The sequence below is a fragment of the Streptomyces sp. NPDC001858 genome (genome assembly GCF_053594615.1).
Genome location: NZ_JBSFEV010000009.1, coordinates 284,984 through 311,591, shown reverse-complemented (window position 1 = coordinate 311,591; position 26,608 = coordinate 284,984). Strand labels below are relative to the sequence as shown.

Below are 26,608 nucleotides of genomic sequence, written 5' to 3'. Positions count from 1 at the left end.
CCCGTACGAGTCATCGACTAGGCTCCGTGCGTCGCGCGCGCGGACGAAACAGCACGGGGGTGGTCCATGACGCCACAGCGCAACACCGGAGCGGGCGCGGAAGCGGAACTTCCGGAGTACGCCGGCCACTACCGTCTAGAGGAGTGTCTGGGCTCCGGCGGCATGGGCGTGGTGCACCTGGCCCGGAGCACCTCCGGGATGAAGGTCGCGGTGAAGGTCGTCCATGCGCAGTACGCGCGGGATCCCGAGTTCAGGGGCCGTTTCCGGCAGGAGGTGGCGGCCGCCCGGCGGGTCAGCGGGGCGTTCACCGCACCTGTCGTCGACGCCGATCCGGAGGCCGAACGGCCGTGGATGGCAACCCTGTTCATTCCCGGCTCGACGCTCGCCGAGCAGGTGAAGCGGAACGGACCGATGGGCTCGGGCGAGTTGCGGCGGGTGATGGCCGGGCTCGCGGAGGCGCTGCGGGACATCCACCGCGTCGGGGTCGTGCACCGGGACTTGAAGCCGAGCAACGTGCTGCTCGCCGAGGACGGGCCGAAGGTGATCGACTTCGGCATCTCCCGGCCGAAGGACAGCGAACTGCGGACCGAGACCGGCAAGTTGATCGGGACGCCGCCGTTCATGGCGCCGGAGCAGTTCCGGCGGCCGCGGGAGGTCGGTCCGGCCGCCGACGTCTTCGCGCTCGGGTCGGTGATGGTGCACGCGGCGACGGGACGCGGGCCGTTCGACTCCGACAGCCCGTATGTGGTCGCCTACCAGGTCGTGCACGACGAGCCGGATCTGACCGGCGTACCCGAGAACCTCGCGCCGCTGGTGGTGCGCTGCCTCGCCAAGGAGCCCGAGGAGCGGCCCACGCCGGACGAGTTGATGCGGGAACTGCGGTCGGTGGCGGCCTCGTACGACACGCAGACGTTCATACCGGCGCAGCGCACGCTGGAGGAGTCCGAGAAGCCCGAGGAGACCGCAGAGTCCGGGGCGGAGCCGGAACCCGTACCGCAACCGGGGTCGGGGGCTGGGGCTGGAGCTGGGCGGACGGCGCTGAGTCGGCGTAGGCGGGTCGCGCTCGCCGTCGGCGCGCTGGTCGTCGTCCTGTCGGGTGGGGCGCTGGTGGCCACGCAGGCGCTGGGCGGTGGCGATCCGAGCCCGGAGGGGCAAGGGAACGCGGGGAGTTCGCAGTCCGCGTCGGCCGACTTCACTGCCTGGAGCGTGCGACCGGCGAAGGGCAGCAACGGCGCCGGTACCGGGACCGGGACGGGCGGCATGCCTCAGTGCGTCCATGACGCGCAGCGGCTGCTCTGCGTCCAGTCGGGGCTGGTGTCCGCGCTGGACCCGTCCGACGGGCGCGTGCTGTGGCGGCACGCGCTGGCCGACGGGGACCGGCCGAGCGAGGCTCCGGTGCTCGCGGGCGGGCTGGTGCTGGTGCAGGTGGTCACGGGCTCGGGCTCGGGCAAGCGGGTGGAGGCGATCGACCCGGCGTCGGGCGCCACGCGCTGGCAGCTGGACGTGTCGGCCTACCAGGCGGCCCGGAGCGTCGGCGGCACCCTGTTGCTGACCTCGGCCGACCTCACGGTGACCGGGGTGGACGCGGCGACGGGGAAGCCGGCGTGGAGCCGGCGCATTCCGGGGCTGAGCGAGCCGTACTTCACGGCGTTCCCGAAGGATCCGATGGCGTACGCGGTGAGCACGTCGGAAGGCGGGCGTACGCGGATCGCGGCCGTGGATCCGGCGACCGGGCAGGTGCGCTGGGAGGATCGGCTCGACGGCACGCTGACGCTCGTGGGCACCTCGGACGACGGCCTCGTGCTGCTGTCCCAGGACGGTGCGTACGGATCGGTCGACGCCGTGGTCCGCTACCGCCCGCTGGACAAGGAGCCGCGGCGGGTGAAGCTGGGCGTCGCGCTCCAGGAGCCGCGCGCCGCCGTGCAGGGCGACCGGGTCTACCTGCTGGCCTTCGACGGGTCGCTGGTGGCCGTCGACACGGTCGCGGGCGAGCAGCTGTGGTCCTTGCAGACGGCGGTGAGCCGGGGTTCGGCGCCGGCCGCCGACGGCTCGCACGTCTACTTCAGCGCCGCCGACGGACGTCTCCTGGCCGTGGACGCCGCCAAGGGCAAGCTCGTCGGGCAGACGGCGCTGCGGCTCGGCCCCAACTCGGACGAGGTGGTGGCCACGCTGCCCGCGCCCGAGGCGGTCGACGGCCATGTCTACGCCGGCGCCCCCGACGGGACCGTCTTCGCGGTGGACGGACGCGATCCGGCGGACTGGTGAGAGCGCGCCCGTGACATGCGCGGGGGCCGCCTCCCGCCGAAGCGGTGGAAGGCGGCCCCCGGGCAATGGGCTATGAGCCATAGGCGATGGGCGATCGGGCTCAGCCGAGCTTCGACACGTCCCGCACCGCGCCCTTGTCGGCGCTCGTCGCCATCGCGGCGTAGGCGCGCAGGGCGGCGGACACCTTGCGCTCGCGGTTCTTCGGGGCGTAGACGCCGCCGAGGGCGGCCTCGCGCCGGGCCAGTTCCGCGTCGTCGACGAGGAGCTCGATCGTGCGGCCCGGGATGTCGATGCGGATGCGGTCGCCGTCCTCGACGAGGGCGATGGTGCCGCCGGAGGCCGCCTCGGGGGAGGCGTGGCCGATGGACAGGCCCGAGGTGCCGCCGGAGAAGCGGCCGTCGGTGATCAGGGCGCAGGTCTTGCCGAGGCCGCGGCCCTTGAGGAAGGACGTCGGGTAGAGCATCTCCTGCATGCCGGGGCCGCCCTTGGGGCCCTCGTAGCGGATGACGACGACGTCGCCGTGCGTCACCTGCTTGTTGAGGATCTTCTCGACGGCCTCTTCCTGCGACTCGCAGACGACCGCCGGGCCCTCGAAGGTCCAGATCGACTCGTCCACGCCGGCCGTCTTGACGACGCAGCCGTCGACGGCGAGGTTGCCGCGCAGGACCGCGAGGCCGCCGTCCTTGGAGTACGCGTGTTCGGCGGAGCGGATGCAGCCTTCCGCGGCGTCCTCGTCCAGCGCCTCCCAGCGCTCGGACTGGGAGAAGGCCTCGGCCGAGCGGACGCAGCCGGGGGCCGCGTGCCAGAGTTCGATGGCCTCGGGCGAGGGCGAGCCCGCGCGGACGTCCCACGTCTTCAGCCAGTCCGCCAGGGTCGGGCTGTGGACGGAGTGCACGTCCTCGTTGAGCAGGCCCGCGCGGTGCAGTTCGCCCAGGAGGGCGGGGATGCCGCCGGCGCGGTGCACGTCCTCCATGTAGTACGTGCGGTTCTTCGCGACGTTCGGGGCAACCTTCGCCAGGCAGGGCACGCGGCGCGAGACCGCGTTGATCTCCTCCAGGCCGAACGGGACGCCCGCCTCCTGGGCGGCGGCGAGGAGGTGCAGGATCGTGTTGGTCGAGCCGCCCATGGCGATGTCGAGGGCCATGGCGTTCTCGAAGGCCGCGAAGGTCGCCACGTTGCGCGGGAGGACCGTCTCGTCGTCCTGCTCGTAGTACCTGCGAGTGATGTCCATGACCGTACGCGCGGCGTCGACGTAGAGCTGTTTACGGGCCGTGTGGGTGGCCAGGACCGAGCCGTTGCCGGGGAGGGAGAGGCCGATGGCCTCGGTCAGGCAGTTCATCGAGTTGGCGGTGAACATGCCGGAACAGCTGCCGCAGGTCGGACAGGCGTTCTCCTCGATGTTGAGGACGTCCGCGTCGGAGACGCTGTCGTTGGCGGCCTCGACCATCGCGTCGATCAGGTCCAGCGTGCGGACCGTGCCGTCCTGGAGCGTCGCGCGGCCGGCCTCCATCGGACCGCCGGAGACGAACACCGTCGGGATGTTGAGGCGCAGGGCCGCGTTGAGCATGCCCGGGGTGATCTTGTCGCAGTTGGAGATGCAGATCAGCGCGTCGGCGCAGTGCGCTTCGACCATGTACTCGACCGAGTCCGCGATGAGGTCGCGGGAGGGGAGCGAGTAGAGCATGCCGCCGTGGCCCATGGCGATGCCGTCGTCGACCGCGATGGTGTTGAACTCGCGCGGGATGCCGCCGGCCTCGGTGATCGCCTGGCTGACGATCCTGCCGACCGGCTGCAGATGCGTGTGGCCGGGCACGAACTCGGTGAAGCTGTTGGCCACCGCGATGATCGGCTTCCGGCCGATGTCCGCACCCGGTACACCGGAGGCGCGCATAAGGGCGCGGGCGCCCGCCATGTTGCGTCCGTGGGTGACTGTGCGGGACCTCAGCTCGGGCATCTCGCTCGCTCCTTCAGAGACTGCGATCAGAGACTTCTGACTGCTAACGAGCGTACGCCGCTCATCCAGGGGTCGGACACGCCGTCCAGATACCGGGACGAACGTCTCACCCGCGGGCCGCCTCTCACGGCCCGGTCAGGTGTCCCTGTACGACGGGAGCCACGCGCGCGATGATCAGCTCCAGGTCCGCCGAGGCCAGCGGCTCCACCTTGATCACGTACCGCAGCATCGCGCAGCCGACCAGCTGTGCCGCCGCCAGTTCGGCGCGCAGCTCCGCGTCCGGCAGGTCGAGCTGGCCGGCGATGCGGCGCAGCAGCTGCGCGGCGACCAGGCGGCGGAAGACGGCGGCGGCGGTGTCGTTGTTCACGGCGGAGCGGACGATCGCCAGCAGGGGCTTTCGGGTGGTGGGGTTCTCCCAGAGGCCGAAGACGAAGCGGGCGAGCCGCTCGCCGACCTGGTCGATGGGGGCTTCGAGGACCGCGTCCGGCGCGTGCAGCGCGGGCGCGAAGGCGACCTCGACGGCCGCTTCGAAGACCTGCTCCTTGGTGCCGAAGTAGTGGTGCACCAGGGCCGCGTCGACGCCGGCGGCCTTCGCGATGCCGCGTACGGTCGTCTTCTCGTAGCCGCGTTCGGAGAACTCCTCGCGGGCGGCGGTCAGGATGCGGGCGCGGGTGTCCGCCGACTCCGTGCGAGGGGGCCGGCCGCGTTTGCGGGCGGTGGCGCCGGTCATGGGCGGGGCACCTTCGCCCCGGAGGTCGCGGACGCCCCGGATGCCGAGGCGAGGTGCAGGCGGGTGAAGGCCAGGGCCTCCGCCAGGTCGGCCTCACGTTCGGCGCCGGACATCGCGCGCCGCGTGTTGACCTCGATGACGACGTGCCCGTCGAAGCCGGTCAGCGCGAGCCGCTCCAGCAGTTCGGCGCAGGGCTGGTTGCCGCGGCCGGGGACCAGGTGCTCGTCCTTGGCGGAACCGTTTCCGTCGGCGAGATGGACATGGCCCAGACGGTCGCTCATGCGGTCGATCATCTGCATCGCGTCGGTGCGGGCCGTGGAGGCGTGGCTGAGGTCGATCGTGAAGTGCCGGTAGTCGTCCTTGGTGACGTCCCAGTCGGGCGCGTAGGCGAGCATCTCGCGGTCGCGGTAGCGCCACGGGTACATGTTCTCGACGGCGAACCGGACGTCCGTCTCGTCCGCCATCCGCCAGATGCCGGTGACGAAGTCGCGCGCGTACTGGCGCTGCCAGCGGAACGGCGGATGGACGACGACCGTGCTCGCGCCGAGCTTCTCGGCGGCCGCGCGGGCGCGCTGGAGCTTGATCCACGGGTCGGTCGACCACACCCGCTGCGTGATGAGCAGGCACGGGGCGTGTACGGCGAGGATCGGGATCCGGTGGTAGTCGCTGAGCCGGCGCAGCGCGTCGACGTCCTGGCTGACGGGGTCGTTCCAGACCATGACCTCGACGCCGTCGTATCCCAGGCGTGCGGCGATCTCGAAGGCCGTCGCCGTCGACTCCGGGTAGACCGAGGCAGTCGACAGGGCGACCTTCGCATCCGGAATCCGCACGACTGGCTCTGCCATGGGGGACAGATTACGGGGTGCGGTCGGGTGGATGCCGGGCATCTGTTCGCCGTTGTGGTGTTCACCACGGGTGCAGCACGGGTGCACCACGGGCGGGTGCGGGCGCACTCCGGGTCGCACGCGCGGTGACCGCGCCGCTCCCCGCGCCCCTTCGCTACGCCTACGCCGAACCCATGTGATCGAGTTTGCGCAGGATCACGCCCTCCCTGAGCGCCCAGGGGCATATCTCAAGCGTTTCGATGCCGAAGAGATCCATCGCCCCCTCGGCGACCAGCGCGCCCGCGAGGAGCTGGTTGGCGCGGCCCTCGGAGACGCCCGGCAGCTCGGCCCGCTGGGCGGCCGTCATGCCCGCGAGCCGGGGCACCCAGGCCTCCAGGCACGCGCGCTTGAGCTCCCGCTGGGCGAAGACGCCGTCGGTGGAGCGGGCGGCGCCCGCGATACGGGCGAGCTGCTTGAAGGTCTTCGACGTGGCGACGACCCGGTCCGGGGCGCCGAAGCGGCTGAACTCGCCGACCGAGCGGGCGATCTGCGCGCGGGCGTGGCGGCGCAGGGCCCGTATGTCCTCGGGTTCGGGCGGGTCGCCGGGCAGCCAGCCCGCGGTGAGCCGGCCGGCGCCGAGCGGCAGGGACGCCGCCGCGTCGGGCTCCTCGTCTATGCCGTACGCGATCTCCAGGGAGCCGCCGCCGATGTCCAGGACGAGCAGCTTTCCGGCCGACCAGCCGAACCAGCGGCGGGCGGCGAGGAAGGTGAGCCGGGCCTCCTCGGCGCCGGAGAGGACCCGGAGCTCGACGCCCGTCTCGGCCTGCACGCGCGCGAGGACGTCGTCGGCGTTGCTGGCCTCGCGCACGGCGGAGGTCGCGAACGGCAGCAGGTCCTCGACGCCCTTGTCCTCGGCGGCCTGGAGCGCGTCGTGGACGACGTTGATCAGTTTGTCCACGCCGTCGGAGCCGATCGCCCCGCGCTCGTCCAGCAGCTGAGCAAGGCGCAATTCCGCCTTGTGCGAGTGCGCGGGAAGCGGGCGCGCGCCCGGGTGCGCATCCACCACCAGCAGATGCACCGTGTTCGATCCCACGTCGAGGACACCGAGTCTCATGTTGGGAAACGCTACTGCCCAGAGCGCCTTCGACCGTCCCCGAAGGGGGTCCTGGCGACTTACCCTGGACAAGTGCCAAAGACGAACAAGGCGAAAACCGACAAATCGACCGGCGGTTCTTCGCAGGCGAAGCCGGTGAAGCCACCGAAGAAGTCGAAGAAGGCCCAGGCAGCCGAGGCGTCGGCGCGCGCTGCCGGGCTCGCCCCTGAGCGCGCAGCCGAGCTCGCCGCCGACGAGAAGGGCCTCGACTTCGCGCGCGCGTGGGTGGAGTTTCCGGACCCGGCGGACGACGAACAGGTCTTCCGGTGCGATCTGACATGGCTGACCTCACGCTGGAACTGCATCTTCGGCAGCGGCTGCCAGGGCATCCAGGCGGGCCGCGCGGACGACGGGTGCTGCACGCTGGGCGCCCACTTCTCCGACGAGGACGACGAGAAGCGCGTCGCCGAGCATGTGGCCAGGCTCACCCCCGACGTCTGGCAGCACCACGCCGCGGGCACGCTGGGCGGCTGGGTCTCGGAGGACGACGAGGGCTCGCGCCAGACCCGCCCGTTCAACGGCTCGTGCATCTTCCAGAACCGTCCCGGCTTCGCCGGCGGCGCGGGCTGCTCGCTGCACATCCTCGCCGTCAAGGAGGGCCGCGAGCCGCTGGAGACCAAGCCGGACGTCTGCTGGCAGCTTCCGGTGCGCCGGACCTACGACTGGATCGACCGGCCCGACGACACCCGGGTGCTGCAGGTGTCGATCGGCGAGTACGACCGGCGGGGCTGGGGTCCGGGCGGCCATGACCTGCACTGGTGGTGCACGTCGGCAACCTCGGCGCACGGCGCGGGCGACCCGGTGTACGTCTCCTACCGGCCGGAGCTGACCGAGCTGATGGGCAAGGCCGGCTACGACCGCCTGGTCGAGCTGTGCGAGCAGCGCCTCGCCTCGCAGCTCCCGCTGCTGGCGCCGCACCCGGCCGATCCGACGGGCCCGACGGGCCCTCGCGGCTGAGCCCCCTGGCGGGTCTACGACGTCGTCGGGCTCGGGGGGTCGCTGTCCGCGGGCGGCGGCGCCGAGCTCTGCGGGGCGGACGGGGACGGGTCGCCGGGGGTGGGTTCCGGGTCGGTGGCAGGGGGCGGCGGGTCGGAGGGGGTGGGATCCGGGGAGGACGGGGGCGTGGGGGTCGGCTCGGGGTCTCCGGACGGGGGCGGGTCGACGGGGCCGCCGGGGCCCGGACCAGGGCCGTTGCCGGGGTCCGACGGGCCGGGAGCGATGCCGTAGCCCTCGATGGAGACGACCGCGCCGGCCGGGGCGATCGCCACGCGTGCGTGCCAGTGCCCGGCGGGCTCGCGCAGATGGTCGACGTAGACCTTGATCGTCACCGACTCGCCGGGCTTCAGGGCGCCGGTGGAGCGGCTCAGGTAGAGCCAGTGGTCCGCGGTGGTGGCCGACCAGCGGACCGGTTCGTCGCCGTCCGGGGGCGCACTGAGGGTGATCAGGGTGGTGTCGCCACTGTGGTCGGCCGTCACCGAGAGCCGGCCGGAGGCGCTTCTGCCGAGTCCCGTGACGCTGATGACCTCCACCGAGACGTCCGGTTCGCCGTCCTTGGTGAAGGCGCTGCCGGGGCGGGTGCTGGCGTTCCCGGCGTTCTCGTAGCCGCCGGCCGTCTCGCCGTCGAGGCCGCCGGGGCCCTGCGCCTCGCTGGCGGTGGCCGAGCGTCCCTCGGCACCCTCCCCCGTCGGCGTGCCGCGGTAGGCCGCCCACAGGGCGAGCACGGGCGCGGCGACGACGGTGGCGACGACGGTCGTCGTGACGGCACGCGCGCGTAGGCGCTCCCGGCGGGCGGCGCGGTCCTTGGGGTCCATCGGGAACCCGCGCCGGTCGTAGCGCGGCACGGCGGCGCCCCGCGCGCGGGAGAAATGGGTCATGGCGACGTGCAGCTGCGCGCGCGGCGCTTCCAGGACGGGCAGCTCGGCGGGGGTGACGCCGGCGCCGGGCCAGCGGCCGGGGACGGCGCGTTCGGCGGCCCGGCGGCAGTGCGGGCAGTCGTCGACGTGCCGGACGAGCTCACGGCGCAGCGCGGCGCTGAGCACGAGCTGGTTCTCACCCGTGAGGCGGGCCACACCGGGACAGCCGCCGGTCTCGACGACGGCGAGCGCCGCGCGCGTGCGCTCCACCTCGCAGGCGGCGGAGGCGAGCAGCTCGCGGGCGGCGGCGAGATCCTTGCCGAGGACGGCGGCGATCTCGTGGGCGGCGAGGTGATGGCGGACGGCGAGTTCCAGCGCTTCGCGCTGCTCCGGGGTGGTCCCGGCGGCCTCCGGCCAGGCGAGCAGGGCGAGTTCTCTATGGCGCTGCTGCTCCTGGGGCTCGTCGGAGGCGGACGCGGTGGTGCCAGCGGTGGTGGACGCGGCGGTGGCTGCGGACGCGGTGGCGGCGGACGCGGATGCCGGTGCGGGCTTCGGGGCCGGTCTCCGGTGGCCGCCGCTGCGTCGCGCCGCGTGCGTGCTCTGACGTTTCTGCTTGGCCTCGGTGAGTTTGCGCAGACAGGCCCAGCGGGCCAGGGCGTACAGCCAGGCCCGGCGGTCGCCCGCGGCGTCCGGGACGCGCTGGCCGCGTCGCTCGGCGAAGGCGAGGGCGTCCCCGAGAGCGGCGGTGGCCGCGTCGTGGTCGCACAGGACGGACAGGCAGTAGGTGAACAGGCCGTCCAGGTAGGGCTCGTAGCGCGCGGGCGGCCGCTGCGCGAGCGTGCGCGCCGCAGCGCCGTCGCGCGCCTCCCGGTGCGCCCGGTGCGCGCCGGTCGTGCGGGTCGAGGTTTCCGGGCTGCTGCTCATCACCCGTGCGACCGTAGGCGGCGCGCAACGAGGTCTTCTTGTCCCTTGAGTCCTTTTAATCCGTACGGGTGAAACGATCCCTCATAAGGGGACAGGGAAGGGGGGTCCCATGGCTCGTTCGTGACGGGGCGTGGCCGATTCACAGGGGGTGCCCGTCCTCGCGGGAGCGGCCAAGGGCCCGGTTGTCCACAGGCGCGACCGGCTGTCGGTGGCGGCGGTTACGGTTTCCCCATGGCCACCCGTACGAAGACCGCAAAGGACCGCCCGTCCTACCGCTGCACCGAATGCGGCTGGCAGACGGCCAAGTGGCTCGGCCGCTGCCCCGAGTGCCAGGCCTGGGGGACGGTCGAGGAGTACGGCGCGCCCGCGGTCCGCACCACGGCGCCGGGCCGCGTCACCACCTCCGCCGTGCCCATCGGCCAGGTCGACGGGCGGCAGGCCACCGCCCGCCCCACCGGCGTGCCCGAGCTGGACCGCGTCCTGGGCGGCGGGCTCGTCCCCGGCGCGGTCGTGCTCCTGGCCGGCGAGCCGGGCGTCGGCAAGTCGACGCTGCTGCTGGACGTGGCGGCCAAGTCGGCGAGTGACGAACACCGCACGCTCTACGTCACGGGCGAGGAGTCGGCGTCCCAGGTCCGGCTGCGCGCCGACCGGATCCGCGCCATCGACGACAACCTGTACCTGGCCGCGGAGACGGATCTGGCGGCGGTCCTCGGCCACTTGGACGCGGTGAAGCCGTCCCTGCTGATCGTGGACTCCGTGCAGACGGTGGCCTCCCCCGAGATCGACGGCGCGCCGGGCGGCATGGCCCAGGTCCGCGAGGTCGCCGGCGCGCTGATCCGCGCCTCCAAGGAACGCGGCATGTCCACGCTCCTGGTGGGCCATGTCACCAAGGACGGCGCGATCGCCGGCCCCCGCCTGCTCGAACACCTGGTGGACGTCGTCCTGTCGTTCGAGGGCGACCGGCACGCGCGCCTGCGCCTGGTGCGGGGCGTGAAGAACCGCTACGGCGCGACCGACGAGGTCGGCTGCTTCGAACTGCACGACGAGGGCATCACGGGCCTGGCCGACCCGAGCGGACTCTTCCTGACCCGGCGTGACGAACCGGTCCCGGGCACCTGTCTGACGGTCACCCTGGAGGGCCGTCGCCCGCTGGTCGCCGAGGTGCAGGCCCTCACCGTCGACTCCCAGATCCCCTCGCCCCGCCGCACCACGTCCGGCCTGGAGACCTCCCGCGTCTCGATGATGCTGGCCGTCCTGGAGCAGCGCGGCCGGATCAGCGCGCTGGGCAAGCGGGACATCTACTCGGCGACGGTCGGCGGGGTGAAGCTCTCGGAGCCCGCCGCGGACCTGGCGATCGCCCTCGCGCTCGCCTCCGCCGCGAGCGACACCCCGCTGCCCAAGAACCTCGTCGCGATCGGCGAGGTCGGCCTCGCGGGCGAGGTCAGACGGGTCACGGGCGTCCAGCGCAGGCTCGCCGAGGCCCACCGTCTGGGCTTCACGCACGCGCTCGTACCGGGCGATCCGGGCAAGATCCCCGCGGGCATGAAGGTCCTGGAAGTCGCGGACATGGGGGACGCCCTGCGGGTCCTGCCGCGCTCCCGTCGCCGAGACGCCCCACGGGAGACGGAGGACCGCCGGTAGACTTTGCCCTGGTCTCGCCCGTCCGTGCGAAACGAGTACGCGATACGGGGACGCCCAGACCCTGTGACCGGAGGAGTGCAGTGGCAGCCAACGACCGGGCTTCGGCTCCCGGAAAGTCCGGTGGGAGTTCCGGTGCCGACGGCCTGATGCGCGCCGCGCTGAGCGCGGTGGCTCCCGGCACGGCCCTGCGCGACGGCCTGGAGCGCATCCTGCGCGGCAACACCGGCGGGCTCATCGTGCTGGGCTCCGACAAAACGGTCGAGGCGATGTGCACGGGCGGATTCGTCCTGGACGTGGAGTTCGCGGCCACCCGCCTGCGCGAGCTGTGCAAGCTCGACGGCGGCATCGTGGTCTCCTCCGACCTGTCGAAGATCCTCCGGGCCGGCGTCCAGTTGGTGCCGGACCCCACGATCCCCACGGAGGAGACGGGCACCCGGCACCGTACGGCGGACCGGGTCAGCAAACAGGTCGGCTACCCGGTCGTCTCGGTCTCCCAGTCCATGCGCCTGATCGCCCTCTACGTTGACGGACAGCGCCGCGTCCTGGAGGACTCCGCGGCGATCCTGTCCCGCGCGAACCAGGCGCTGGCGACCCTGGAGCGCTACAAGCTCCGGCTGGACGAGGTCGCGGGAACGTTGTCAGCGCTGGAGATCGAGGACCTGGTGACGGTCCGGGACGTCTCCGCGGTGGCCCAGCGCCTGGAGATGGTGCGCCGCATCGCCACCGAAATCGCCGAATACGTGGTCGAACTGGGCACGGACGGGCGACTGCTCGCCCTCCAGCTCGACGAGTTGATCGCCGGCGTGGAGCCGGAGCGCGAGCTGGTGGTCCGGGACTACGTCCCCGAGCCCACGGCCAAGCGTTCCCGCACGGTCGACGAGGCGCTGTACGAGCTGAACGCGCTCACCCACGCCGAACTTCTCGAACTGTCCACGGTGGCCCGCGCGTTGGGCTACACCGGCTCCCCCGAGGCCCTCGACACGGCGGTCTCCCCGCGCGGCTTCCGGCTCCTGGCGAAGGTGCCTCGCCTCCCGGGCACCATCATCGACCGTCTCGTCGAGCACTTCGGCGGCCTCCAGAAGCTCCTCGCCGCGAGCGTCGACGACCTCCAGACGGTGGAGGGCGTGGGCGAGGCACGGGCCCGGAGCGTCCGCGAGGGCCTGTCCCGACTCGCGGAGTCGTCGATCCTGGAGCGGTACGTCTAGACGACCGTCAGACCGCGCCAGTCGCCCTTCTGGTCGTCCCTCGATGCCCTGAGCAGGTCGGGCGAAGTCGGCTGCGGTGGGGGCAGCGCCCTGAAGGGGCGCGGGGCGCTGACATCTGCGGCTCCGCCGCGATGGGGGTCCCCCCGTTCGAGCGCAGCCGAGAGTGGGGGAGCGACCAGCCACGACGGCGCCGCAGCGAAAAGACGTCACTTCGCGGCACTACTCGGCACTGCCAGCGGAGCGCTCAGTCGTCCTTCAGCACGAAGGACGACTGCGCCTTTGCAAACCCCGGGGCCTTCGCCTCGACCAGGTACGTGCCCGCGCCGGCCGCGCCCGCCGGAGGGGTCGCGCACTCCGGCGCACTCGGCTTGCGGTCCCACTTGACGAGGTACGTGATGCTGTCCCCGGCCGGCACCCGGTACAGCAGGCTCCCGGTCGCCTTGGGGCAGTCGGCGGACGACCAGTAGTCGTCCTCATCGCCTGTCTGAGTGATCGTCAACACCGCGTTCTTCGGCCCGAGATCGACCTTGCAGTCGCTGGTCGAGCTGTTCTTCGCCGTCAGTCGGAAGGTGGGCGCCTCGTCCGGCGAGTAGTCGTTGCGGATGCTGCTGAGGGTCAACGTCACCACGCTGGCGGTGCAGTTGGGCAGTGTCGACCCGGCCGGCAGCGTCGTCCCCGTACCGCTGCCGCCGGCGCTCCCGCTGCCGTTGGCGCCGTCGTCCGTGCTGCCGGAGCCCGTCGAACCGCCGTCCGAGCCGCCGGAGCCGCTGCCGCCGCCCGAGCCCGATCCGGAGCCGGACCCGCTGCTCGTGCCTTCGTTCGACTCGTCGCGCCCGCCGGGGTTTTGGCTGATCGCGGGCCCGGAGCCGGACGGTCCCGGCGTGATCGAGGACGCGGGATTCTTGCCGTTGCCCCCGTTCGCGCTGTTCTTGCCGCCGCCTCCGCCCGAGGTCACCACCCACAGGATCAGCAGCGCCAACAGGCCGAACACGGACAGCAGTACGACCCTCCGCCGCCAGTAGATGGAGGAGGGCAGCGGACCGACCGGATTGCGCAGAGATCCCACGGCGCAAACTGTACGAGAGATCGACGCGTTCGCTGGCCCCACCCGCCGCCAGGAGCACAACTTTTCCGGATCATCATTCCGGAAACCACCCCTCCTGTACTCGACTTCGGCACGCGCGGTCACCCGGAGGCCATCGCCCGGCCTCGCCCGGTCGCCGCTCGTTGGCCATCGCACCCGTTGCAGCTCTGGCCATGGCCACGGCACGCACGCGTGAAGGACCCTCGGCACGGTTCCGGCACCGATACCCGGTCGAGTGGCGCTACGCGCGCGTGCCCCGGTGCGCATGGCAGGATCGGAAGGGCCATGACTGCGCCCACGAAGCCCCCGCACAGCAGCCCCGCCCGCGCCGACGTCGTCGCCGACGCCCCCGGAGCGGACCTGCACTCCCCGGTGATCGACTGGTTCGACGACCACGCCCGTGATCTGCCCTGGCGGCACCCGGAGGCCGGCGCGTGGGGGGTGATGGTCAGCGAGTTCATGCTCCAGCAGACGCCGGTCAGCCGCGTCCTGCCGGTCTACGAGCAGTGGCTCGCCCGCTGGCCGCGCCCCGCCGACCTGGCCGCGGAGGCCCCGGGCGAGGCCGTACGCGCGTGGGGGCGGCTCGGCTACCCGCGCCGCGCCCTGCGGCTGCACGGCGCCGCGGCGGCGATAACGGAACGGCACGGCGGCGACGTGCCGTCGGACCACGGGCAGCTCCTCGCGCTGCCCGGTATCGGCGAGTACACGGCCGCGGCCGTCGCCTCCTTCGCGTACGGCCAGCGGCACGCCGTCCTGGACACCAACGTCCGCCGCGTCTTCGCGCGCGCCGTCACGGGCGTGCAGTACCCGCCGAACGCCACCACGGCCGCCGAGCGCAAGCTGGCCCGCGCCCTGCTGCCGGACGATGAGCCGACCGCCGCGCGCTGGGCCGCCGCGTCCATGGAGCTCGGGGCGCTCGTCTGCACGGCCAAGAACGAGACGTGCGTGCGCTGCCCGATCGCCGCGCAGTGCGCCTGGCGGCTCGCGGGCAAGCCGGCGCACGACGGCCCGCCGCGCCGCGGCCAGACCTACGCCGGCACCGACCGGCAGGTCAGGGGCAAGCTGCTCGCCGTCCTGCGGGAGGCGCACACGCCCGTGCCGCAGGCGGCCCTCGACCGCGTGTGGCACGAACCGGTGCAACGCGCGCGTGCGCTGGACGGGCTCGTCGCGGACGGACTGGTGGAGCCGCTCCCGGGCGGGCTGTACCGCCTGCCGCTGACCTGACACACACGGCCTGCGCGGCGGGTCCCTGGCACACCAGCCTCCGGCACTGCGGCGTCCGGCAGGGCTTGCCTCCGGCACGGCGTCAGGTCCGGCACGGCGGCCTCCGGCACGGCGCCGACCCGGACCTGACGCACGGTCATTTCACAGCCGGTCGGCTTCGTCACGGTCGCCGCCGGGCTTGTGTCACGCCCGGCAGCCGTGCAAATCGGCCCATAGGCAGGCCATTCGGCCGACTTCTTTACCCCGAACTCATTTCCGTTACACAACCGACGGACAGCTGAGCGCTGGCCGCAGGCTGCTTCGCACAGCCCCGTGACAACACCTCCGTAGCTTCATTTGCGTACCCGGCAGCGAGACGCGGGCACGGACCACAGGGCAGTGAACCGACGGCGACCGTCCGTCGGAACGGGGAATCGGAGGCGGTTGACCATGACGCAGGGCGACGTGCTCGAGTTCGAGGAATACGTCCGCACGCGGCAGGACGCGCTGCTGCGGAGCGCCCGGCGGCTGGTACCGGACCCGGTCGACGCACAGGACCTGCTGCAGACCGCGCTGGCCCGCACGTACGGTCGCTGGGACGGCATCGCGGACAAGCGCCTCGCGGACGCCTACCTGCGCCGAGTCATGATCAACACGCGGACCGAGTGGTGGCGGGCCCGCAAGCTCGAAGAAGTGCCGACCGAGCAGCTCCCGGACGCCTGTGTGGACGACTCCACCGAGCAGCACGCGGACCGCGCCCTGTTGATGGACGCGATGAAGGTCCTGGCACCGAAGCAGCGCAGCGTCGTGGTGCTGCGACACTGGGAGCAGATGTCCACGGAGGAGACGGCCGCCGCCCTCGGCATGTCGGCCGGAACGGTCAAAAGCACGCTGCACCGGGCGCTCGCCCGGCTCCGCGAGGAGCTGGAAGCCCGCGATCTGGACGCACGCGCGCTGGAGCGTGAGGAGCGGGAGCGTTGCGCGGCGGCCTGACAGAGGCCGGGCCCACACCGGCCCGCGGCACCATCCAGGCGGCGATCACGGCGATGTCCGTGCTCGCCGCCCTCGCCCTTTTCGTCTCCGCCTGCGCCACCGGCGGCACCGGCGCCCGTGACGAAGGCCCGGCCCACTCCGACGCGGTGGCGGGCGCGACGGCCTCGCCGACGGCCGCCCCCACCGCTCTCCCCGACCGGACGAACGCGGTCCAGCTCATCAAGGACGACCCCGAGGTCTCGGCGGAGGTCAAGCGCGAGCTGACGCCCTGCGTCGGCGACGAGTACCCGGTCGACGTGGCCTACGGGGACCTCACCGGCGGCAGCGGCCACGACCTCGTCGTCAACGTGCTCACCTGCGGTGACGCTGTCGGAGTCGGGTCCTACGTCTACCGGGAGGACGGCGACCGCTACGAGAACGTGTTCCAGGCCGAGGAGCCCCCCGTCTACGCGGAGATAGACCGGGGCGACCTGGTGGTGACCAAGCAGGTGTACGAGAAGGGCGACCAGGTCGCCAGCCCGTCCGGGGAGAACGTGATCACGTACCGCTGGGCCTCGGACCGCTTCGTCAAGGAATTCAGCTGGCACAACGACTACAGCAGCGTCGGCGACGAACCGACACCGGTGCCGGAGACCGGCTGACCTGCGCGGACGTCGTCGTCCGAAAAAAACTTCCGTGGACGTGAACCGATCGGGCCGCTCGTTCCGACCAATGGTTGGACAGGGAAATGAACGCTCGCCGCGCTCCCCACGTCCACCCAGTGACCGCCCTCAACAGCACACCGACAAACGCCGGCCGACGCCGACCGACGCCCGCCAGACTGACGACGCACCACGTACAGGTACAGGTACAGGTACACGTACGACGCAGACGAGCACGAGCACGCATACGCATACGAGAACTGAGAGCACCGGGATGGCAGACCAGACCCACGTCCTGTTCGTCGAGGACGACGACGTCATCCGCGAGGCCACGCAGCTCGCCCTCGAGCGGGACGGCTTCGTGGTCACCGCGATGCCCGACGGCCTGTCCGGCCTGGAGGCGTTCCGAGCCGACCGCCCCGACATCGCGCTGCTGGACGTCATGGTGCCCGGCCTGGACGGCGTGAGCCTGTGCCGGCGCATCCGGGACGAGTCCACGGTGCCGGTGATCATGCTGTCGGCGCGCGCCGACAGCATCGACGTCGTCCTGGGCCTGGAGGCCGGCGCCGACGACTATGTGACCAAGCCGTTCGACGGCGCCGTACTGGTCGCCCGGATCCGGGCCGTCCTGCGCCGCTTCGGTCACGCGGGCGGCGGCGACCGCGCCGAGTCCGACGCCACCGCCGTCGGTGGCGTGCTGACCTTCGGCGATCTGGAGGTCGACACGGAAGGCATGGAGGTGCGCCGGGCGGGGCAGCCGGTGGCGCTGACCCCGACGGAGATGCGCCTGCTGCTGGAGTTCTCCTCCGCTCCGGGCACGGTGCTCTCGCGCGACAAGCTGCTGGAGCGAGTGTGGGACTACGGCTGGGGCGGTGACACCCGCGTCGTCGACGTCCACGTACAGCGGCTGCGGACGAAGATCGGCCAGGACCGCATCGAGACGGTCCGCGGCTTCGGCTACAAGTTGAAGGCCTGAGCGGGGCAAGGGCAGGGGCAGGGACGGGAGTATGCGGGGGATGATCCGGCACCTGAGGCCGGCTCGTACGGAGCGCAGCGGCATCCGTACGGGCCTGCGGTGGAAGCTGAGCGCGGCGATCGCGCTGGTCGGCGCGCTCGTGGCGATCGCGCTCAGCCTGGTCGTGCACAACGCCGCGCGCGTGTCCATGCTGGACAACGCACGCGACCTCGCCGACGAACGCATCGTGATCGCCCAGCACAACTACGAGCAGTCGGGCCGGCCGAACTTCCCCAACATCAAGATCGACGACTCCAGGCTGCCGCAGGCCTTGCGGGAGAAGGTCCGGGAGGGCCGCCGGGCCACGTTCGTCTCCGACCACCCGGGCGGTGAGCCCGACATCTGGGCGGCCGTGCCGCTCAAGGACGGCCATGTGCTGTCCCTGCACAGCGGATTCACCGACCGCAGCACGGACATCCTCAAGGATCTCGACCAGGCCCTGGTGATCGGCTCCATCGCGGCCGTCCTCGGCGGCAGCGCACTGGGCGTGCTCATCGGCGGGCAGCTCTCACGGCGACTGCGCAAGGCCGCGGCCGCGGCCAACCAGGTCGCCAAGGGCGAGTCGGAGGTCCGGGTACGGGACGCCATCGGCGGGGTGGTGCGCGACGAGACCGACGACCTCGCCAGCGCGGTGGACGCCATGGCGGACACCCTGCAGGAGCGGCTGGAGGCCGAGCGCCGGGTCACCGCCGACATCGCGCACGAGTTGCGCACGCCGGTGACGGGCCTGCTGACAGCCGCCGAGCTGCTGCCGCCGGGCCGGCCGACAGAGTTGGTCCTGGACCGGGCGAAGGCCATGCGCACGCTGGTGGAGGACGTCCTGGAGGTGGCCCGTCTCGACGGGGCCTCGGAGCGCGCCGAACTGCAGGACATCGTACTGGGCGAGTTCGTGGCCCGGCGGGTGGCGGCCAAGGACCCGGACGTCGAGGTGCGGGTCGTGCACGAGTCGATGGTCACGACCGACCCCCGTCGCCTGGAGCGCGTCCTGTTCAACCTGCTGGCCAACGCCGCCCGACACGGCAAGCCGCCGATCCAGGTCAGCGTCGAGGGCCGGGTCATCCGGGTCCGCGACCACGGCCCCGGTTTCCCCGGGGACCTGCTCGCCGAGGGGCCGAGCCGCTTCCGCACCGGCAGCGCCGACCGCGCCGGGCACGGCCACGGGCTCGGCCTCACCATCGCGGCGGGCCAGGCCCGCGTCCTGGGCGCCCGGCTGACCTTCCGCAACGTACGCCCCGCGGGAGCCCCGAACCACATACCGGCCGAGGGCGCGGTCGCCGTCCTCTGGCTCCCCGAACACGCCCCGACCAACACGGGAAGCTACCCGATGAGACCTTGACGACGAGTAGCGGCGCGGGGGCCGGGGCTGGGGTTGGGCGGGACGCCCCGGGTCGGGATCCGGGGCGGGCTGGGCTTGCCGGGGGCTGGACCTGGGGGCACTGGACCCGCCGGGGCCGGGAGGCGGGATTCGCCGAGCCGGGGCAGGGCGCGGGCTGGCCTCGGCTAGGCAGGACTCGCCGAGGCGGGGGATCCCCGGGGGCTGGACTTGCCGCGGGCCTGGACCCGGGGGCCCTGGACCCGCCGGGGCCGGAAGGCGGGATTCGCCGAGCCTGGGCAGGGCACGGGCTGGCCTCGGCTAGGCAGGACTCGCCGAGGCGGGGAGTCCCCGGGGGCTGGACTTGCCGCGGGCCTGGATCCGGAGGCCCTGGACCCGCCGGGGCCGGGAGGTGGGATTCGCCGAGCCTGGGCAGGGCGCGGGCTGGCCTCGGCTAGGCAGGACTCGCCGGGGCGGGGGATCCCCGGGGGCTGGGCTTGCCGGGGGGCCTGGATCCGGGGGCGCGCTGGACCCGCTAGGGCCGGGGATGGAACTTGCCGAGCCGGGGCCGGGCCGGGGAAGCAGGGCCAAGCGTGGAGCTGCGGGGGGGGCGAGGTTGGGGCTCGCGGGGCTTGGCGTGAGGCTTGCGGAGCCCGGGCCGGGCAGGGGCTTGCCGGGCCGGGGTGGGGCGTGGGGCCGGACCGGGCCGGACCGGGGGCTTGCCCGCCGAAGGCGGGGCTTGCCGGTCCCGGGGCTGGATGCCCGGCCCGGGGGCCTACCAGGCGGCGCACGCCGGGCGCCCGGAGGCCGGCCGGAGGCCAGCTGCAAGCCCGCCGGAGACCCGCCGCAGGCCCGCGGCCGCCCCATAGAGGGCGCAGCACAACAGCCTGTCGCTCCACACCCCCACCCCACCGGCAGCCGAACGGCGAAGGCCCCCCGGGGCGGACACCACCGGGAGGCCTTCGGTCAGCGCGGGTCGGCGCGCAGTCGAGCTGCGCGGACTACACAAACGTGTGCGACGCATACGACGTGTGCGACGTGCGTGAACGGCGTGATGCCGGACCGCGCAAGGTCAGACCTCGACCATCGGCGTCCGCACAGCGCCCGCACCGTCGGTCGGCTCGTCCGCCTTCTGGGGTCCCGCTCCCTTGAGCGGCACTTCCTTGACGAACACGGCCGCCACCAGCGCGACCACCGCGACCACGGCTCCCAGCAAGAACGCCGAGTGCGTGCCGGAGGACACCGCGTGCTGGTAGGCCTCCCGGGCCACCGCGGGCAGCTTGGCCAGGCTGGCCGCGTCCAACTGCGCGGACTGTTCGGTGATCTTCGAGCCGACCTCGCCGGCCCGCTCGGACATGACGTCCTGGACCCGGCTGTTGAACAGCGCGCCCATGATCGCGACACCGAAGGAGGACCCGAGCGTGCGGAACAGGGTGGAGGAGGAGGACGCGACGCCCATGTCCTTCAGTTCGACGCTGTTCTGCGCCACCAGCATCGTGATCTGCATCAGGCAGCCCATGCCGAGGCCGACCACGGCCATGAACACACCGGAGGTGAGACGGCTGGTCCCGGTGTCCATCGTCGACAGCAGGTACAGGCCGACGACCATCAGGACGCTGCCGGCGACCGGGAAGACCTTGTACTTGCCGCTGTTCGTGGTCACCCGGCCGGCCACCATCGAGGTGACCAGCATCGCGCCGAGCATCGGCAGGAGCAGCAGACCGGAGTTGGTCGCCGAGGCGCCCTGCACCGACTGCTGGTACAGCGGCAGGAAGAGCGTCGCGCCGAACATCACGAAGCCGGTGATGAAGCCGATGATCGACATCAGGGTGAAGTTGAGGCTGCGGAAGATGTGCAGCGGCACGATCGGCTCGGTCGCCTTGGTCTGCCAGAACACGAATCCGATGAGCGCGGCGATGCCGATCCCGATGAGCTCCATGATCCGCGCGGACGTCCAGGCGTACTCCGTGCCGCCCCAGGTCGTGACGAGGACGATGGAGGTGATGCCGACGGTCAGCAGGACGGCGCCCAGGTAGTCGATCCGCGACTGCGCCCGCTTCTTCGGCAGATGCAGGACGGCGCTGATGAGCGCGAGCGACACCACGCCGAGCGGCAGGTTGATGTAGAAGGACCAGCGCCAGCCCCAGTTGTCGGTGATGGTGCCGCCGACCAGCGGGCCGCCGATCATCGCGAGCGCCATGACGCCGGCCATCATGCCCTGGTACTTGCCGCGCTCCCGGGGCGGGATCAGGTCGCCGATGATCGCCATGACACCGACCATCAGACCGCCCGCGCCGAGGCCCTGGATCGCACGGAAGCCGATCAGTTCGCCCATGTTCTGGGCCATGCCGCTCAGCGCGGACCCGATCAGGAAGATCACGATCGACGTCATGAAGGCGCCCTTGCGCCCGTACATGTCGCCGATCTTGCCCCAGATCGGGGTGGAGGCCGCGGTCGCGAGGGTGTACGCGGTCACCACCCACGAAAGGTGTTCGAGTCCGCCGAGTTCGCCGACGATCGTCGGCATCGCCGTGCCCACGATCATGTTGTCGAGCATCGCGAGCATCATCGTGATCATCAGCGCGAGCAGGACGACCCGCACGCTCCTGGGCTGCTTCTCCGCCCCGGTCTCGACTGTCTGTGTGTCCGCCATCTTCCCCACTCCCCTGGGTACAACCCCGGCCCGGCCACTTACTTGCCGCCCGGCTAGTTCACTACACTGGGGAAGGTAGACCTGCCACTAGCCGGTCGTCAAGTAAGTTTCTGGGGGCAAACTAGCCGGACGGCAAGTAAGTTTCCGCGGGAGCCCAAGGAGTACGAGGATGGACGTCACCATGGACGGCACCAAGCAGCAGCGACGCGGCAACACCCGCCAGCGCATCCAGGACGTGGCACTCGAACTCTTCGCCGAGCAGGGCTACGAGAAGACCTCCCTCCGCGAGATCGCGGAGCGCCTGGAGGTCACCAAGGCGGCTCTGTACTACCACTTCAAGACCAAGGAAGAGATCATCGTCGGGATCTTCACGGATCTGACGAAGCCGATCGAAGACCTGATCGAGTGGGGCAAGGGCCAGCCGCACACCCTGGAGACCAAGCACGAGCTCGTACGGCGCTACAGCAAGGCCCTGTCCGAGGCGGCCCCGCTCTTCCGCTTCATGCAGGAGAACCAGGCGACGGTGCGCGAACTCCAGATCGGCGACTCGTTCAAGGACCGCACGCGCAGCCTGCGCGACATCATCGTCGATCCGGACGCCCCCCTGACCGACCAGGTGCGCTGCGTGAGCGCCATCTTCACGCTGCACGCCGGCATGTTCTTCCTGCAGGACCTCGAAGGCGACCCCGAGGACAAGCGTGCAGCCGTCCTCGAGGTCGCCATGGGGCTGGTGACGCAGGCGCATCAGGGCGCCTGATCACATCAGCGTCAGACCTTCACGCCCTTGGAGTGCAGGAACTTCACCGGGTCTATCGCCGAGCCGTAGTTCGCGGTCGTACGGATCTCGAAGTGCAGGTGCGGACCGCTGGAGTTGCCGGTGTTGCCGGACAGGGCGATCTTCTGACCGGTCTTGACGACCTGGCCGACCTTCACGTTGATGTGCGAGAGGTGGGCGTACTGCGAGTAGACGCCGTTCGCGTGCTTGATCACGATGGCGTTGCCGTAGGCCGGGCCGTCACCGGCGCCGTTGCCGCCGGCCTTGACCACGGTGCCGCCGTGCGCGGCCATGACCTTGGTGCCGCTCGGCACGGCGAAGTCCTGACCGCTGTGGGTGGACTGCCACATGCCGCCGGCCTGGGCGAAGCTGGCGGACAGCGTGTACTTCTTCACCGGGTCGATCCAGGAGGCGGCGGAGACGGCCGTCTTGGCGGCGGGCGCAGCGGCAGGGGCAGCGGCGGACGCCACTCCGGTTCCCAGCACGGCCGAGGCGCCCACTGCGGCGACCCCGACGGCCACGCGGGTGCGGAGCAGGGACGTACGGGAAGAACGGAACGTGACGCGCTTGAACATGAAGACCTCATGGGGAAGGGGACAGAAGAAACCACCCGGCACGACCTCTGCCGCAGTGGCCATCCCTTGGTAACCCCCAGGCCCGCAGACCCCCAAACGTGTGATGTACGACGGAAGCTAGTACTTCAGCACAAAACTTCCCATCCCTTGACAGGTCGCACTTTCCGGACACTTTCGGCACCGATCCACTCCGGAGGCGGGAACGGGGCTCCGGGTTCCAGGGGGATTGTCCTTTTTGCCCAGATTCGGCCTGCGACTATCCGGCCTAGTAGGGTCCAAATCGCCTGTGCCGCTTGTCACCGGCCGCCCACCTCAAGGGACTTCGGAATGTGACGGCGGCTACTCCCCCGCCCCACGCGCCAGTTGTGACCCCGGTCACGATCAGCTGCACGGGGCTGTGAGCGGCCTCTCATCCGCATCTACCGTCCAGTAACCCGCTGGTTCCCCTCAGGCCACTCCGGTCGATCAGCATGCCCACGACACCCCAGCGCATGGACGCGAGAGGACCCCCACACATGACCCGAGGCACCTGGACGCGCCGCATAGCCATGACCGCCGTGGCGACCGCAGCCGTCACGGCGATGGCCGTCCCGGCCGGCGCCCAGGCCGCGACGGCCACCGGCACCTCCGCCGTCGCCACCGCGTCCACCGCAGCGGCCGCGGAGGACGTCGACTACGCGACCTGGCAGCAGGACTGCCAGGCCGTGATGGACCAGGCCCTGCCGGCGCTGAAGAAGCGCATCGCCGCCGCCAAGACCGGCGAGAAGCAGGCGATCGTCTTCGACATCGACAACACCACCCTGGAGACCGACTTCGGCTTCAGCTACCCGCAGCCGGCCAACAAGCCGGTCCTCGACGTCGCCGAGTACGCCCAGGAGCACGGCGTCTCGCTGTTCTTCGTCACCGCCCGCCCAGGCATCATCGCCGGGGTGACCGACTACAACCTCAAGTACGTCGGCTACCAGGTCTCCGGCCTCTACGTGCGCGGCTTCCTCGACCTCTTCAAGGACGTCGCCGCCTACAAGACCGCCCAGCGCGTCGACATCGAGAACAAGGGCTACACGATCATCACGAACATCGGCAACAGCGCCACCGACCTCTCCGGCGGCCACGCCGAGACGACGTACAAGCTGCCCGACTACGACGGTCAGCTGTCGTAGCCGCCTGCGGGCATGACGAAGGGGCCGGTGCTGGAAAAGCACCGGCCCCTTCTGTTCGGCCCTGAGGCCGGTCGGCCCGAAGGCCTGAGGCTTACGCCTCCTTGCTCAGGTTCGGTCCGGCGCCGCCGGCCGCCTGCTCGATCGGCGGGACGTCGGGCAGCGCCGACTTCTCCTCACCGCGGAAGGTGAAGGTCTGGGTCTCGCCCTCGCCCTCGGTGCCGACGACCACGATGTGACCGGGGCGCAGCTCGCCGAAGAGGATCTTCTCCGACAGCGTGTCCTCGATCTCGCGCTGGATCGTGCGACGCAGCGGACGCGCGCCCAGCACCGGGTCGTAGCCCTTCTTGGCCAGCAGCTCCTTGGCGGACTGGGAGAGCTCGATGCCCATGTCCCGGTCCTTCAGGCGCTCGTCCACCTTGCCGATCATCAGGTCGACGATCCGCAGGATGTCCGCCTGGGTCAGCTGCGGGAAGACGACCACGTCGTCGACGCGGTTGAGGAACTCGGGGCGGAAGTGCTGCTTGAGCTCGTCCGACACCTTGTTCTTCATGCGCTCGTAGTTGGTCTTCGAGTCGCCCGAGGCCGCGAAGCCCAGGTTGAAGCCCTTGGAGATGTCCCGGGTGCCGAGGTTGGTCGTCATGATGATGACCGTGTTCTTGAAGTCCACGACCCGGCCCTGGGAGTCGGTCAGGCGACCGTCCTCCAGGATCTGCAGCAGCGAGTTGAAGATGTCCGGGTGGGCCTTCTCGACCTCGTCGAAGAGGACGACGGAGAACGGCTTGCGGCGCACCTTCTCGGTCAGCTGGCCGCCCTCTTCGTAGCCCACGTAGCCGGGGGGCGAACCGAAGAGACGCGAGACCGTGTGCTTCTCGCTGAACTCCGACATGTCGAGGGAGATCAGCGCGTCCTCGTCACCGAAGAGGAACTCGGCGAGCGCCTTGGACAGCTCGGTCTTACCGACACCGGACGGGCCGGCGAAGATGAACGAGCCACCGGGACGCTTCGGGTCCTTCAGACCGGCACGCGTACGACGGATCGCCTTCGACAGCGCCTTGACGGCGTCGACCTGGCCGATGACGCGCTTGTGGAGCTCGTCCTCCATGCGCAGCAGACGCGAGGACTCCTCCTCGGTCAGCTTGAAGACCGGGATGCCGGTGGCGGTCGCGAGGACCTCGGCGATGAGCTCGCCGTCGACCTCGGCGACGACGTCCATGTCGCCGGCCTTCCACTCCTTCTCCCGCTTGGCCTTGGCGGCCAGGAGCTGCTTCTCCTTGTCGCGGAGGGAGGCGGCCTTCTCGAAGTCCTGCGAGTCGATCGCGGACTCCTTGTCGCGGCGGACGCCGGCGATCTTCTCGTCGAACTCGCGGAGGTCCGGCGGAGCCGTCATCCGGCGGATGCGCATCCGGGAACCGGCCTCGTCGATCAGGTCGATCGCCTTGTCCGGCAGGAAGCGGTCCGAGATGTACCGGTCGGCCAGCGTCGCGGCCTGGACCAGCGCCTCGTCCGTGATGGAGACGCGGTGGTGGGCCTCGTACCGGTCACGCAGACCCTTGAGGATCTCGATCGTGTGCGGCAGGGACGGCTCAGCGACCTGGATGGGCTGGAAGCGGCGCTCGAGGGCCGCGTCCTTCTCCAGGTGCTTGCGGTACTCGTCCAGCGTGGTGGCGCCGATGGTCTGCAGCTCACCACGGGCCAGCATCGGCTTCAGGATCGAAGCGGCGTCGATGGCGCCCTCGGCGGCACCCGCACCGACCAGCGTGTGCAGCTCGTCGATGAACAGGATGATGTCGCCGCGGGTGCGGATCTCCTTGAGGACCTTCTTCAGGCGCTCCTCGAAGTCACCGCGGTAGCGGGAGCCGGCGACCAGCGCGCCGAGGTCCAGGGTGTAGAGGTGCTTGTCCTTGAGGGTCTCGGGCACCTCGCCCTTGACGATGGCCTGGGCGAGGCCCTCGACGACGGCGGTCTTGCCGACGCCGGGCTCACCGATCAGGACCGGGTTGTTCTTGGTGCGGCGGGACAGCACCTGCATGACCCGCTCGATCTCCTTCTCGCGCCCGATGACCGGGTCGAGCTTGGACTCACGAGCGGCCTGGGTGAGGTTCCGGCCGAACTGGTCGAGCACCAGGGACGTCGAGGGCGTGCCCTCGGCAGGGCCGCCCGCGGTGGCGGTCTCCTTGCCCTGGTAACCGGAGAGCAGCTGGATGACCTGCTGCCGCACCCGGTTGAGATCTGCGCCCAGCTTGACGAGGACCTGGGCGGCGACGCCCTCGCCCTCGCGGATCAGGCCGAGCAGGATGTGCTCCGTGCCGATGTAGTTGTGACCCAGCTGAAGGGCCTCCCGGAGCGACAGCTCCAGGACCTTCTTGGCACGGGGGGTGAAGGGGATGTGGCCGGACGGGGCCTGCTGCCCCTGCCCGATGATCTCCTCCACCTGCTGGCGGACCGCCTCGAGCGAAATCCCGAGGCTCTCAAGGGCCTTGGCGGCGACACCCTCACCCTCGTGGATCAGGCCCAGGAGGATGTGCTCGGTGCCGATGTAGTTGTGGTTGAGCATCCGGGCTTCTTCCTGAGCCAGGACGACAACCCGCCGCGCGCGGTCGGTGAACCTCTCGAACATCGTTAATCGCTCCTCAGAGCGGTCAGGCAGT

At 71.3% G+C, this 26,608-nt stretch carries 20 protein-coding genes; 11 read left to right on the top strand and 9 right to left on the bottom strand.

Annotated features, from left to right (window positions below; all coding sequences use genetic code 11):
* Positions 1-66: 66 nt before the first annotated feature.
* The gene (locus tag ACWCPF_RS16515; protein ID WP_451045706.1) at positions 67-2,265 is read left to right on the top strand and encodes a serine/threonine-protein kinase; all 2,199 of its coding nucleotides are present in this window, start codon (positions 67-69) and stop codon (positions 2,263-2,265) included.
* 100 nt (positions 2,266-2,365) lie between these two features.
* On the opposite strand, the gene ilvD is transcribed toward ACWCPF_RS16515, so the two are convergent.
* From ilvD to ACWCPF_RS16495, 4 genes are all read right to left on the bottom strand, one after another.
* Positions 2,366-4,219 carry a dihydroxy-acid dehydratase gene (ilvD, locus tag ACWCPF_RS16510; protein WP_451045705.1) on the bottom strand — a complete coding sequence of 618 codons (1,854 nt, stop codon included), beginning with the start codon at positions 4,217-4,219 and terminating at the stop codon, positions 2,366-2,368.
* A gap of 124 nt (positions 4,220-4,343) precedes the next feature.
* A complete protein-coding gene (locus ACWCPF_RS16505) occupies positions 4,344-4,949 on the bottom strand; it encodes a TetR/AcrR family transcriptional regulator (protein WP_451045704.1) in 606 nt (201 codons plus the stop codon).
* Entirely contained in the window at positions 4,946-5,794 is an 849-nt protein-coding gene (locus ACWCPF_RS16500; protein ID WP_451045703.1) for a sugar phosphate isomerase/epimerase family protein, read from the bottom strand. Before ACWCPF_RS16500 ends, ACWCPF_RS16505 begins: the two co-directional genes overlap by 4 nt.
* A 160-nt stretch (positions 5,795-5,954) precedes the next feature.
* Entirely contained in the window at positions 5,955-6,887 is a 933-nt protein-coding gene (locus ACWCPF_RS16495) for a Ppx/GppA phosphatase family protein (protein ID WP_451045702.1), read from the bottom strand.
* Positions 6,888-6,959: 72 nt separating this feature from the next.
* On the opposite strand from ACWCPF_RS16495, the gene ACWCPF_RS16490 reads away from it, so the two are divergent.
* Positions 6,960-7,883 (top strand): hypothetical protein, encoded by a 924-nt coding sequence (locus ACWCPF_RS16490; protein ID WP_451045701.1) that lies wholly within the window; start codon positions 6,960-6,962, stop codon positions 7,881-7,883.
* Positions 7,884-7,897: 14 nt separating this feature from the next.
* Here the strand turns inward: ACWCPF_RS16490 and ACWCPF_RS16485 are convergent, their stop codons facing one another.
* On the bottom strand, positions 7,898-9,703 hold the full coding sequence (locus tag ACWCPF_RS16485; protein ID WP_451045700.1) for an RNA polymerase sigma factor: 1,806 nt from the start codon (positions 9,701-9,703) through the stop codon (positions 7,898-7,900).
* A gap of 231 nt (positions 9,704-9,934) precedes the next feature.
* Here ACWCPF_RS16485 and radA point away from each other — a divergent pair, with 231 nt between their 5' ends.
* Positions 9,935-11,344 (top strand): DNA repair protein RadA, encoded by a 1,410-nt coding sequence (gene radA / locus ACWCPF_RS16480; protein WP_450950922.1) that lies wholly within the window; start codon positions 9,935-9,937, stop codon positions 11,342-11,344.
* 80 nt (positions 11,345-11,424) lie between these two features.
* Positions 11,425-12,549 (top strand): DNA integrity scanning diadenylate cyclase DisA, encoded by a 1,125-nt coding sequence (gene disA / locus ACWCPF_RS16475; protein WP_451045699.1) that lies wholly within the window; start codon positions 11,425-11,427, stop codon positions 12,547-12,549.
* Positions 12,550-12,793: 244 nt separating this feature from the next.
* On the opposite strand, the gene ACWCPF_RS16470 is transcribed toward disA, so the two are convergent.
* Positions 12,794-13,615 carry a hypothetical protein gene (locus ACWCPF_RS16470; RefSeq protein WP_451045698.1) on the bottom strand — a complete coding sequence of 274 codons (822 nt, stop codon included), beginning with the start codon at positions 13,613-13,615 and terminating at the stop codon, positions 12,794-12,796.
* Between the two features lie 303 nt (positions 13,616-13,918).
* On the opposite strand from ACWCPF_RS16470, the gene ACWCPF_RS16465 reads away from it, so the two are divergent.
* The 5 genes from ACWCPF_RS16465 to cseC all read left to right on the top strand — a co-directional run bounded on the left by ACWCPF_RS16465 (position 13,919) and on the right by cseC (position 18,821).
* A complete protein-coding gene (locus ACWCPF_RS16465) occupies positions 13,919-14,857 on the top strand; it encodes an A/G-specific adenine glycosylase (RefSeq protein WP_451045697.1) in 939 nt (312 codons plus the stop codon).
* 429 nt (positions 14,858-15,286) lie between these two features.
* Entirely contained in the window at positions 15,287-15,829 is a 543-nt protein-coding gene (locus ACWCPF_RS16460) for a SigE family RNA polymerase sigma factor (RefSeq protein WP_351916016.1), read from the top strand.
* A complete protein-coding gene (locus ACWCPF_RS16455) occupies positions 15,814-16,470 on the top strand; it encodes a hypothetical protein (protein WP_451045696.1) in 657 nt (218 codons plus the stop codon). The genes ACWCPF_RS16460 and ACWCPF_RS16455 overlap by 16 nt, the downstream gene beginning before the upstream one ends.
* 274 nt (positions 16,471-16,744) lie before the next feature.
* Positions 16,745-17,446 (top strand): two-component system response regulator CseB, encoded by a 702-nt coding sequence (cseB, locus tag ACWCPF_RS16450; protein WP_451045695.1) that lies wholly within the window; start codon positions 16,745-16,747, stop codon positions 17,444-17,446.
* Between the two features lie 40 nt (positions 17,447-17,486).
* On the top strand, positions 17,487-18,821 hold the full coding sequence (cseC, locus tag ACWCPF_RS16445; protein WP_451045694.1) for a two-component system sensor histidine kinase CseC: 1,335 nt from the start codon (positions 17,487-17,489) through the stop codon (positions 18,819-18,821).
* Between the two features lie 1,048 nt (positions 18,822-19,869).
* Here the strand turns inward: cseC and ACWCPF_RS16440 are convergent.
* Positions 19,870-21,450, bottom strand: a complete 1,581-nt coding sequence (locus ACWCPF_RS16440) for an MDR family MFS transporter (protein ID WP_451045693.1) — start codon at positions 21,448-21,450, stop codon at positions 19,870-19,872.
* Between the two features lie 169 nt (positions 21,451-21,619).
* On the opposite strand from ACWCPF_RS16440, the gene ACWCPF_RS16435 reads away from it, so the two are divergent.
* Entirely contained in the window at positions 21,620-22,207 is a 588-nt protein-coding gene (locus ACWCPF_RS16435) for a TetR/AcrR family transcriptional regulator (RefSeq protein ID WP_451045692.1), read from the top strand.
* An 11-nt stretch (positions 22,208-22,218) separates the two neighbouring features.
* On the opposite strand, the gene ACWCPF_RS16430 is transcribed toward ACWCPF_RS16435, so the two are convergent.
* Positions 22,219-22,800, bottom strand: coding sequence for a M23 family metallopeptidase (locus tag ACWCPF_RS16430; RefSeq protein WP_451045691.1), 582 nt, complete (start codon positions 22,798-22,800; stop codon positions 22,219-22,221).
* Between the two features lie 515 nt (positions 22,801-23,315).
* On the opposite strand from ACWCPF_RS16430, the gene ACWCPF_RS16425 reads away from it, so the two are divergent.
* Positions 23,316-23,960 carry an HAD family acid phosphatase gene (locus tag ACWCPF_RS16425; RefSeq protein WP_451045690.1) on the top strand — a complete coding sequence of 215 codons (645 nt, stop codon included), beginning with the start codon at positions 23,316-23,318 and terminating at the stop codon, positions 23,958-23,960.
* Between the two features lie 91 nt (positions 23,961-24,051).
* On the opposite strand, the gene ACWCPF_RS16420 is transcribed toward ACWCPF_RS16425, so the two are convergent.
* Positions 24,052-26,577 (bottom strand): ATP-dependent Clp protease ATP-binding subunit, encoded by a 2,526-nt coding sequence (locus tag ACWCPF_RS16420; RefSeq protein ID WP_451045689.1) that lies wholly within the window; start codon positions 26,575-26,577, stop codon positions 24,052-24,054.
* Positions 26,578-26,608: the final 31 nt, after the last annotated feature.